Raw genomic sequence first — 10,405 nt, 5'->3', positions numbered from 1 at the left:
CACGCGAAGACGTATGTTTTTAATGCCTCCGCCACCAACGCCGCTACCGTGGAGCTTACCGGCGGGGGCACGATCAACTGGGTCAAGCTGGAGCTCGGGGAAAGCGCGACCCCCTGCGTGCCCAGACCGCTCACCCAGGAAAAGCAATCGGCCCTGCGGTATTACCAAGTGATCTATACTCCGCTGCGGCCGCATGCACATACCAGTTCATCCGGGGACAGCTATTATACCTATATCTATCCCATTGAAATGCAGCGTAAGCCTGACATTTCAGGAGAGTTTCGTATTTATGAAGCATCCAGCAATCGGCAGGATATTGAGGCGATCGGTGTGACGCTGGCGTCGTCGGATGAGTTTGGCTGTACATTTACATATCGATATCAGTTTGACTCCTATCTTTTGCCAATTAATTGCATCAAACTGGATGCCCGCAATACACCAAAACAAGCACAGGAGGTGATTTGATGCGCATGATTACACTGACCATCAAAAACGACATCTTGGTCCCGTCGGATACCCTTGCAGGCCAGACCGGAGAGCACCGTGATACGCAGCTGAAGGTCGTATTGCCGTCAGGCTGGAAAGGACACGGCGCATACTCGCTGTGGTTTCGCAATGCGGGCGGCATGTATCAAACCGAGACGCTGACCGAACCGGTCAGCTACCTGCTGCCCAGCGGCCTGCTGCGTCCTGGCAAGCTGGAGGTTTGGCTGGAGGCAAAGACGGGAGAAGACATCCACCGCACTGGAAAGGCTGAGCTGCATGTGGTGCCTTCTCCGGACTGGGAACGGGACCCTGCCCCGATCCCGGAGGAGTATGATGGGCTGGTAGCAATCCCCCGCGCCGAGTTTGAGGCCGCGATGACCCAGGTGGACGAAGTGTATGACGCATACGCCTCCGGGGCGCTGACGGGGAAGCAGGGGCCGCCCGGTGAAACGGGCCCGCAAGGTCCTCAGGGCCCCCAGGGACCAAAAGGAGATGACGGCGAGGGACTCGCAATTCTTGGTTCCTATGATACCCTCGATGAACTCCAACACAACCATCCCACCGGAGATCCTGGCGACGGCTATTTGATAGCGGGTAACCTATACGTATGGGATACAACTGCAGGCGCGTGGAAAAACGTGGGCAACATCCAGGGTCCTAAAGGGGACCCCGGCCCGCAAGGCCCCGCCGGCACAACCGGCCCCAGAGGCCCCCAGGGACAACCGGGTGAACCGGGGGAGCAGGGCATCCAGGGACCGCCTGGTGAGACAGGCCCACAGGGCCCAAAAGGAGACAAGGGCGATCCGGGAGAGCAGGGGCCGAAAGGCGATCGGGGAGCGGTCGGTCCCCAAGGCCCCGAAGGAGAAAAGGGAGACCCTGGCCCCCAGGGTGAACCGGGTGCGCAAGGTCCCCAAGGGCCGAAAGGCGAGACAGGCCCCAAAGGAGATACCGGCCCCGCCGGCCCACAGGGCGCCAAAGGCGAAAAGGGCGACAGTATTGAGGTAGTCGTACTGGCCAATAAGGCGGCATACGATGCTTTGCCCGCCTCCAGCAAGCAGGATGCCACAAAAATTTACGCCTGGGGGTATTGATGTGCCTACGATGATACAGAACAAGGAAATCGCGGGAATGGCGTATTTGGGCAAGGAAATCTGCGGATTGGCCGCCGGCGGAAACGTTGGATTTACAGCTGCTCCCGTCCTATACAGCGCACAGATTGCGGAGAAATCCGTCCCCGTCAATACGCCGTTCCACATCACGGCCAAACTCAACCGGATTTCCTCCCGCATGGTGGCGTTTAACGCGGGGGGCGGATCTGGTATTGCACAAAACCATGCATCCATTACGGAACTGGAGGACGGCACAAAGGAATATCGTTCCGATATCGTCTTTGGAACCGCGGGCCTGCGGTCGATTGATTTTTATGCCCGGGATGCCAACAACAACCAGTCCGTAAATTATATCACCAGGACCATTACCATCACCACTGCGGCCGCCGACAGCGATGTGCAGGCGGATCCGGACACATCCGATAAGAGGTGACAATATGCGCATAATCGACTTGACTGTCGAGGGAGATACCCTCGTCCCGTCCAATCTTCTTGCCGGCCAAACGGGAGAACACCAGGACACGGCGCTGACCCTAACCCTGCCGGAAGAATGGGCGGATTTTACCTGCACCTTCCGGTTTTACATTCCCAGTCAGAATAAGCATTACCAGTCCATGCCGCTGACCGAGCCGGTTTCGTTCCCGCTGCCCCAGGCACTTATGGTGGCTGGAAAGCTGCTCGTTTACCTGGACGCCCGCAAGGGCCATGTGGTTCATCGAACCGGCGCGGCTACCCTCTGGGTAGAAGAATCCCCCGATTGGCGCGGTACGATGGAATTGACCGCCGATTCTTATGAAGGGCTGGTGGAGGCGTCCCGTTAGGGATTGGCCGCCGTCAGTATGGGAACTTTGACAGGCGCCATAGGATGCGCCATGATCCACATCCATGCAACGAGTTGGTAAGTCCGGTCTTTCCTGTTTGCACAAGACCGGTCCCGCATTGCGGCCGGCTCCCATGCAAACGAAGAAGAACTTCGGAGAAGGCCAAGCGCTTTTTGCGCTTGGCCTTCTTCCCATCTCTTGTAAAAGTCCAGCGGGACACAGGCAGAAAATGGCGAGAAATTCGGCCCTATGTTCTCAGGTAAGAAGAGCAAATAGGGGAAGAGTTTCCCATCCCTCTTGATTTTGCTCCGCTTTACGGGACAGACGAAGCCTAAGTTATTTTTAAGGTTCGCCTGCTATACTGGAAAAAGCAGCTGTCAAAGCAAAAAAACGTTACAAGGGAAAGGAAAATCTGTGCTATGTATGTGGTGAAAAATGCGCTCAAATGCATTGGGCGCTCCAAAGGGAGAAATATTCTGATCGGCATCATTGTGCTGGTCATTTCCGTTTCCGCCTGTATCGGCCTGTCCATCCGGCAGGCGGCGGAAAGCGCCAAAGAGGAAAGCCTGAGCGGCATGCGCGTGACCGCTGCCATTTCGGTAGACCGCCAGTCCATAATGCAGGGAATGCGGGAAGGCGGAGACTTTGACCCATCCAGCTTCCAGGCGGGCATGAGTGAACTGAGTGAGCTTTCCGTAGAGGAAATGCAGGTGTACGCGCAGGCCGAGTCCGTAAGCGGATTTACCTATACGCTCACCGCCACCCTCAACGGCAGCGGCGATCTTCAGGCGGTCACCACCTCCGATTCCGCCCAAGAGGAACAGACCGGCACGGCCGGGGCGCCCGGAGGACCCGGCCAGGAGTTCGGTGGGATGGGCGGCGCAAAGACAGGCGGAGGACCCATGGGTATCCAGGGAGACTTCACCATAGTCGGGTACAGCGGCGAGAACGCTATGACTGACTTTTTAAACGGCACCTGCACCCTGACCGAAGGAGATATGTTTGAAGAGGGCACAGAAACCGCCGACTGTATCATTTCCGACGAGCTTGCCATCTATAACGGTCTGGCGGTAGGGGATGCCATTGTCGTCGAAAACCCCAACCTGGAAGGGGAGACCTACACTCTGACAGTGGCGGGCATTTACGAAAACAGCGCCTCTACCGCCGCCAGCGGCGGGTTTATGCGGGGCTTTTCCACCTCCAGCGACCCGGCCAACGCCATCTATATGAGTTATCCGGCCCTCAAGAGCATAGTGGATACGTCCGCCGCCAACGCGCAGGCCCAAACGGATGAGACTACCGGGATAGAAAGCTCCACAGCTGTGCGCGCGTCGGCGGCGGGCACCTATTTCTTTGCGAATGTGGAAGCCTACGAGCGGTTTGAAGAGGAAGCGCGGGCTATGGGCCTGTCCGATTCCTACACCATTACCTCCTCCGACCTGACCGCCTTTGAGGACAGCCTGGTTCCGCTGGAAAACCTGAGCACCATGGCCGGGTATTTCCTCTTAGTGGTGCTGGCCATTGGAGCGGTGATCCTGATGGTGCTCAATATCTTCAATGTGCGGGAGCGCAAGTATGAGGTAGGCGTCCTCACTGCCATCGGCATGAAGAAAAGCAAGGTGGCCATGCAGTTTTTGTGCGAAATCTTTGTGGTCACTCTTGCGGCGGTGGTGGTCGGCGCGGGAATCGGCGCGGTAAGCTCGGTTCCGGTCACCAATTCCCTGCTGCAAAACCAGATTCAGTCCCAGCAGAGCACGAATCAGCAGAAAGAAATGAACTTCGGCCGGGGCGGCGGCTTTGGCATGGAAAACGAGGGGACGCCGCCCGCCATGGACGGGATGGACCGGTCTTCGGCTGACCCGGGCGGCATGGGACAGATGCAGAATTATGTCAGTGAGATCAGCTCCGCCATGAACTTCACAGTGCTTTTCCAATTGCTGGCCATCGGCGTGCTGCTTACACTGCTGGCAAGCGTGGTGTCCATGATCTTCATCATGCGGTACGAACCACTGAAAATACTCGCCAATCGAGACTAAAGGAGGAAATGGCTGTGTCTATTTTAAAGCTGGAAAACGTCTGCTTCTCCTATGGGACGAAAACCGTCCTGGAAGGGGTTTCTTATGAATTTGAGAAGGGCAAAATGTACGCGGTGGTGGGAAAATCCGGCGCTGGAAAAACCACCCTTCTCTCGCTCCTGTCAGGCCTCGCGTCTCCCGGCAGCGGGACCATTGCCTATAACAGCGAGGACATCCGCAAGCTGGACAAATACCGCTTTCGCAGCAAATACATCGGCGTAATCTTCCAGAGCTTCAATCTGCTGACAAAGTTTACCGCCCTTGAGAACGTGGAGCTGTCCATGGACATTGCAGGCGTCAAGGGCAAGACCAAGGACAAGAGGGAGCAGGCCATTGCCCTTCTGTCCAGCGTGGGGCTGGACGAGGACGAGGCCAACCGCCGGATTCTGAAATTATCCGGTGGTCAGCAGCAGCGGGTGGCCATTGCCCGGGCCTTGTCCTATAACCCGGACGTCATCCTGGCCGACGAGCCTACCGGGAACCTGGACGGGGAAACGCAAAAGGAAATCATGGAGATTTTCCGGGAACTGGCCGAGCAGGGAAAGTGCGTCATCCTGGTCAGCCATTCGCCGGAGGTGGCGAGAGCCTGTGACGAAATCTATGAATTGAAACGGACGAAAAACGAAAGACCCAGAAAGGCGATCGTATCACCATAAGAAAGAAGCGCGCGCAACTAGTTGCGCGCGCTTCTTTCTTAGCTCATCAGCAGGTCCCCAAAGGAGCCGCCGATCAAGTCCGTTAAATCCGTTGGTTTTAGCTCCACCTGAAACCCGATTTTTCCGGCGCTGACCAAAAACCGGTCCAAGGGTTCGGCGGATGCGTCGATCACCGTGGGATACTGCTTTTTCATTCCCACCGGGCTGCAGCCGCCCCGAATGTAGCCGGTAACCTTGTTGATGTCCTTGACGTGGATCATCTCCACCGCCTTTTCTCCCACCGCCTTGGCCGCCTTCTTTAAGTCCAGCTCTTCGGCCACCGGGATGACGAACACAAAGTAGCCCCCGGATTTCCCCTTGGTCACCAGAGTTTTGTACACAAGCTCCACCGGCCATCCGGTCTTTGCCGCTACCGTGACCCCGTCCACCGCGTCTCCCGGCGGATAGCTGTGCATCACATAGGGCACCTTGTTTTTCTCCAGAATACGCATGGCGTTGGTTTTGCATTCCGCCATGAGTCTCCCACCTTTCGTATTTGCTTATGGAATCCGGCCAAATTGCTTTTCCAGCTGCTTTTTTGTCAACCGTACCGCCACCGGCCGTCCATGGGGACAATGGCGCACGTCCTCTTCCAGTGTGCGCTTGGCAAGGTCGTACAGCTCCTGTGGGTTCGAGTGGTCCCCAGCCTTGACAGCCGCCCGGCAGGCCACCGAATGGTACACCCATTCCAACCGCTCCGGGGTTAAGTCCCTGACGTTTTTGGTGAGCTTCCCGGCAATCTCCGTCACCAGGTCCCCCGCGTCCTGCCCGTCCATCTGCAGCGGGGCGGAGCGCACCAAAACGGCACCCGCACCGAAATCCTCGGTTTCAAATCCCAAAGAGGAAAGGGTATCCAGGTTTTCGAGTACCGCTGCATAGCTTTCCCGGTCCAGCGTCACCGTAACCGGGGTAAGCAGCAGCTGGGGGGTCAGCTGCGCCTGGGACTTGATGTGTTCATAAAGAAGGCGCTCGTGGGCGGCATGCTTGTCGATCAGGAGAAGCTCGTCCCCGCTCTCAAGCAGGATGTAGGTGGAAAAGGCCTCTCCGATCAGGCGGGCTTCCCGGGCAGAAGGCGACCCAGTGGTCGGCGCGGGCTCCTTGCTGGGCGCGAAAGGCGGCTTTGCTGGCGGCTTTGGGGCAGGCGGCGTCTGGGGTTCCTTTTGCGTCTCTTCTTCCACCACAATGTCCCAGCCCGGATTCCTGGGCGCCGGCGGCGCCGCGGGGGCTTTGGGGATGGACGGGATGGAAACGACAGGCGAAGGGGCATAGGAAATATCCGCCGGCGCCTGGAGAACCGCCCGGTCAACGCCGCGTTTGGGCAAAGGCGCTTGGGGCGCAGCGGAGGAAGGGGAAAGGGTCAATTGCTGGGCGGTTTCTGCTGCGGGAGCCCGCACCAGCTTTGCCACCTTACTCAAATCAATTTCCTGAGCGGGCGCGTCGGCCCCCAGCGCGTTTTTGCAGGCGTGATAAACTGCGTCGAAAATCGGGCGTTCATTGACAAAGCGGACTTCAATTTTTGCAGGGTGGACGTTGACATCCACAAGGGCGAGATTAAGCGTAAGGTTGAGCACGCAGGCGGGGAACTTTCCCACCATAACGCTCCCCTTGCAGGCTTCCTCCAGGGCCACCGCCGCCGTGCGGGTGCGCACATACCGGCCGTTGATGAAAAAGCTCTGCATGCTGCGGTTGGGGCGGGAGGCGGAGGGCTTGCTGATGTAGCCGGACACCTTTACCCCGCCTAAGGTATAATCCACCGGCAGAAGGCCCTGGGCGAACTGCCGCCCGAACACTGCGTGGATGGTGGAAAGAAGCTTGCCGTCTCCGGGCGTCATTCGTTCCTGCTTGCCGTCCCGGATGAACTTCACCGACACCTCCGGATGGGACAGGGCGATCCGGTCCACCGCCGAGGCCACGGCGTTCGCTTCCGACACGTCCTTTTTGAGAAACTTCATGCGGGCCGGCGTGTTATAAAACAAATCCCGCACCAAAATGGTGGTACCCTTGGGGCAGCCCGCGTCCTCCAGCAGGGTTTCCTCCCCGCCGTCGATGCAGTAGCGGGTACCCATGGGTTCCTCCGAAGTGCGGGTGATCAGCTCCACGTGGGCCACCGCCGCCACCGAGGCCAGAGCTTCCCCGCGAAAGCCCAGGGTGGAGATGGCGTCCAGATCGTCTTCCGTCTGCACTTTGCTGGTGGCGTGGCGCAGAAAGGCCGTGGGCACGTCCTCCCGGGCGATGCCGCAGCCGTTGTCGGTCACGCGGATGTAGCGCACGCCGCCGTTCTTAATTTCCACCGTTACGGCGGTGGCCCCTGCGTCAATGCAGTTTTCCACCAGCTCCTTGACCACCGAACAGGGCCGTTCCACCACCTCGCCCGCGGCAATGAGCTCGGCGACCTTTTTCTCCAATAAATGAATGCGTTTTGCCAATCGGGTACCTCCTTATGATCGCCGGGCCAGCCGCGCCATCCCGTCCAAAACCCCTTCCACGAAGGCGTCTACGTCTAGAGTGTCGTTCTCCCGGCTAAAACTAATCCGCAGCGCACCGTCTACCCGGTCGTCCGCGAGACGTTGGGCCGCAAGAACCCGGCTGTGTTTCCCCTTCGAGCAGGCCGAGCCGCTGGACACGGAAATGCCCCTGGCGGCCAGGTGGTGGAGCATGGTTTCCGAGCGAATGCCCTCCACCGACAGGTTGACGATATACGGAACCGCGTCGGCAGGGGAATTGAAGGAAATGCCGGGAATGCTACGAAGCTTTTCATACAGACGGTCTTTGAGCTGCGCCGTATGCTCCAAAAATGCGCTGCCGGTGCCCAGAGCCTCCACCGCTGCGCCAAACCCCGCAATCAGGGCGGATGCCTCGGTTCCCGGGCGAAGGCCCTGCTCCTGGGAGCCGCCAAAGGTACGAGGCTCGATGCGCACACCCCTGCGGATGTATAGGGCGCCGGTTCCCTTGGGACCGTGGATTTTGTGGGCCGAAAGAGTCATCAGGTCCGCCCCCAGGGAGGCCGGCTTGCAGGGAAGCTTTCCGAAGGCCTGGACCGCGTCGCAGTGGAGCAGGGCGGGGGCCCCGGCCCGCTTGATGGCCTTGGCCGCCGTCTCTACCGGCAGGCGCACGCCGGTTTCGTTGTTGACGAGCATCATGCTCACGAGAACGGTGTCCGGTGTGATCGCTTCGAACACCGCTTGGACGGGGATGTTTCCCGTTTCGTCCGGCTCTAAGAACACCACCTCGAAGCCTTGCTTCTCCAGCTGCAGGGCCGGCTCGTACACCGACGGGTGCTCGATGCGGGTGGTGACGATCCGGTTGCCAAGCCGCTTTCGTGCCGCCGCCGCGCCGAACAGGGCCAGGTTGTTCGCTTCCGTCCCGCCGGAGGTGAAGAATACCTCCCTCTGGTTGCACCCCAACACCTTGGCGACCGTCTGCCGGGCGTGGCTGAGCTCCCGTTCGGCGGCGGCTCCCATGGCATGGAGGGAAGAGGGGTTTGCATAGGTTTCACACAAAAGCCGCCGCACCGCCTCGGCCGCCTGGGGGCAGACCTTTGTGGTGGCGCTGTTGTCCAGATAAATGTCCTTCAAGCAAGATCCCTCCGTCAAACGTCGAATTTCATCTATTATACTCCAATTTCCCCGTTTTCGCAACGAAGGGAACAGCCACGCAAACACATGAGCACATATGCTTTGAGGAGGCCGTCCAGCCGCATGTTTCCCTGCAAGCGGACGAAATCCGGCGCAATTTCTCCGGCCCCGGTTGACGGGACGAGCGATTCATTATAAAATGAAACCATTCCCTTGAGCGCTGCGCTTCCTGCGGCCGCAGCGCGACCCGGACAAATCTGCCGCAAGGAGAAATGGATGGAAACGATGGCGCAAATTAAGGCATTTCGCGGGCTGCGGTTCGATACCGCCAAAGCGGGAGATATAGGGTCCCTTACCTGCCCGCCCTATGACATCATCAGCGAAGAGCAGCGCAAGGCCTATCTGGAGGCAAACCCTCATAACGTCATCCGACTGGAGCTGCCCCGGGAGGGGGAGGACCCCTATGAAGAGGCCGGCCGGGTGTTGGGCGAATGGAAGAAAGAGGGCATCCTCAAGCGCGACGAGAAGGAGAGCCTCTATATCTATGAAGAGGAATTCACCGTCAAAGGGGTGACCCGCAAGGTCAAAGGGGTCATCTGCTTGGTCAAGCTCACCCCCTTCTCCGAGGGCGTGGTGCTGCCCCATGAATTCACCCTGAGCAAGGCGAAGACCGACCGTTATAACCTGATGAAGTCCACCTTCTGCAATTTCAGCCAGATTTATTCGTTATATATGGACGACGGGAACACCCGCATTCTTCTGGATTCCCAGTCGGCCGGTGCCCCGGCCCAGGAGTTCACCGATAAAAGCGGCGTCACCCACCGGCTGTGGCTGGTGACCGACCCGGCGGTTTTGGCGGTGCTCAGCCGCCAGTTTGCCGACCGCAAGCTTTACATTGCCGACGGCCATCATCGGTATGAGACGGCCCTCAAGTTCCGGGATGACTGCCGGGAAAAGGGGCTTAGTAAGCCCGGTGACGGGACGGATTATGTGATGATGATGCTGGTGGACATGGCCCATCCGGGTCTTGTGGTGTTTCCCACCCACCGGCTGGTGCGGGACCTGCCCGACTTTGATCCTGCCGCGGCGCTTCAGAAATGCAAGGAATACTTTGAGGTTTCGCCCCGGCCCTCTCTCGCTACTTTGGACGAGGAACTTACTGCCCTCTACGACGCGGGCAAAAAAGCCTTCGGCTTTTACGACGGCGGGGAAGGCTGGACTCTGCTTACCTTAAAGGACACGTTGGTGATGGACAAGCTGCTCCCCGATGTAAGCCCCGCTTCCCGCACGCTGGATGTGACGGTGCTGCATACCCTGGTTCTCGAGCGGCTGTTCGGCATTGACAAGGAGAACATGCAAAACCAGAAGAACCTGACCTATGTCAAACTGGAAAAAGAGGCCGTGGACGCCGTGCGCAAGGGGGAAGCCCAGTGTGCCTTCCTGTTGAATCCCACCCGGGTGACCGAAATCCGGGACGTTGCGGCGGCCGGCGAGAAGATGCCGCAGAAATCCACCTATTTTTATCCGAAGCTCATTACCGGGTTGGTAATGAACGAGCTGCGATAAAGAAGAAACGGGTTTTCTGCCGTGTCCATCCGAGCGGCGAAGAACGCTTTCAAAAAGGCGGCGCGAATGTTCGCGCCG

Annotated in this window: 9 protein-coding genes and 1 pseudogene; 7 read left to right on the top strand and 3 right to left on the bottom strand. The window is 58.7% G+C overall.

Annotated elements, in window-relative coordinates:
- The 6 genes and pseudogenes from WMO26_RS12940 to WMO26_RS12915 form a co-directional block, all read left to right on the top strand.
- Positions 1-465 (top strand): annotated as a pseudogene (locus tag WMO26_RS12940) (hypothetical protein); the annotation flags it as partial.
- Positions 465-1,577, top strand: coding sequence for a collagen-like domain-containing protein (locus WMO26_RS12935; protein ID WP_349221024.1), 1,113 nt, complete (start codon positions 465-467; stop codon positions 1,575-1,577). The pseudogene WMO26_RS12940 and the gene WMO26_RS12935, both read left to right, overlap by 1 nt.
- 1 nt (position 1,578) lies before the next feature.
- Positions 1,579-2,028 (top strand): DEAD/DEAH box helicase family protein, encoded by a 450-nt coding sequence (locus WMO26_RS12930; protein WP_349221022.1) that lies wholly within the window; start codon positions 1,579-1,581, stop codon positions 2,026-2,028.
- A gap of 4 nt (positions 2,029-2,032) precedes the next feature.
- The gene (locus tag WMO26_RS12925; RefSeq protein ID WP_349221020.1) at positions 2,033-2,416 is read left to right on the top strand and encodes a hypothetical protein; all 384 of its coding nucleotides are present in this window, start codon (positions 2,033-2,035) and stop codon (positions 2,414-2,416) included.
- Positions 2,417-2,835: 419 nt separating this feature from the next.
- Positions 2,836-4,452, top strand: a complete 1,617-nt coding sequence (locus tag WMO26_RS12920) for an ABC transporter permease (protein WP_349221018.1) — start codon at positions 2,836-2,838, stop codon at positions 4,450-4,452.
- Positions 4,453-4,466: 14 nt separating this feature from the next.
- Positions 4,467-5,147: an ABC transporter ATP-binding protein gene (locus WMO26_RS12915; RefSeq protein WP_349221016.1), complete on the top strand. Its 681-nt coding sequence runs from the start codon at positions 4,467-4,469 to the stop codon at positions 5,145-5,147.
- Positions 5,148-5,185: 38 nt separating this feature from the next.
- Here the strand turns inward: WMO26_RS12915 and ybaK are convergent, their stop codons facing one another.
- From ybaK to WMO26_RS12900, 3 genes are read right to left on the bottom strand one after another with little or no spacing between them, the layout of a single operon-like run.
- A complete protein-coding gene (ybaK, locus tag WMO26_RS12910; RefSeq protein ID WP_349221014.1) occupies positions 5,186-5,662 on the bottom strand; it encodes a Cys-tRNA(Pro) deacylase in 477 nt (158 codons plus the stop codon).
- A 24-nt stretch (positions 5,663-5,686) separates the two neighbouring features.
- Positions 5,687-7,612, bottom strand: a complete 1,926-nt coding sequence (gene mutL / locus WMO26_RS12905; RefSeq protein WP_349221013.1) for a DNA mismatch repair endonuclease MutL — start codon at positions 7,610-7,612, stop codon at positions 5,687-5,689.
- 12 nt (positions 7,613-7,624) lie between these two features.
- On the bottom strand, positions 7,625-8,761 hold the full coding sequence (locus WMO26_RS12900) for a cysteine desulfurase family protein (protein ID WP_349221011.1): 1,137 nt from the start codon (positions 8,759-8,761) through the stop codon (positions 7,625-7,627).
- Between the two features lie 276 nt (positions 8,762-9,037).
- Between WMO26_RS12900 and WMO26_RS12895 the strand changes: the two genes are divergently transcribed.
- Positions 9,038-10,327, top strand: a complete 1,290-nt coding sequence (locus WMO26_RS12895; protein ID WP_349221009.1) for a DUF1015 domain-containing protein — start codon at positions 9,038-9,040, stop codon at positions 10,325-10,327.
- The last annotated feature ends 78 nt before the right edge of the window (positions 10,328-10,405 follow it).

It is taken from the genome of Solibaculum intestinale, assembly GCF_040096205.1.
In the GTDB taxonomy this organism is placed as follows: Bacteria; Bacillota; Clostridia; order Oscillospirales; family Acutalibacteraceae; genus Solibaculum_A; species Solibaculum_A intestinale.
This window is presented reverse-complemented; position numbering and strand designations above follow the sequence as displayed.

What these genes read in the sequence shown, in the direction of transcription:
- WMO26_RS12935 (WP_349221024.1), top strand. Translation starts at nt 465, where the DNA reads ATGCGCATGATTACACTGACCATCAAAAACGACATCTTGGTCCCGTCG.
- WMO26_RS12925 (WP_349221020.1), top strand. Translation starts at nt 2,033, where the DNA reads ATGCGCATAATCGACTTGACTGTCGAGGGAGATACCCTCGTCCCGTCC.
- WMO26_RS12920 (WP_349221018.1), top strand. Translation starts at nt 2,836, where the DNA reads ATGTATGTGGTGAAAAATGCGCTCAAATGCATTGGGCGCTCCAAAGGG.
- ybaK (WP_349221014.1), bottom strand. Translation starts at nt 5,662, where the DNA reads ATGGCGGAATGCAAAACCAACGCCATGCGTATTCTGGAGAAAAACAAG.
- WMO26_RS12895 (WP_349221009.1), top strand. Translation starts at nt 9,038, where the DNA reads ATGGAAACGATGGCGCAAATTAAGGCATTTCGCGGGCTGCGGTTCGAT.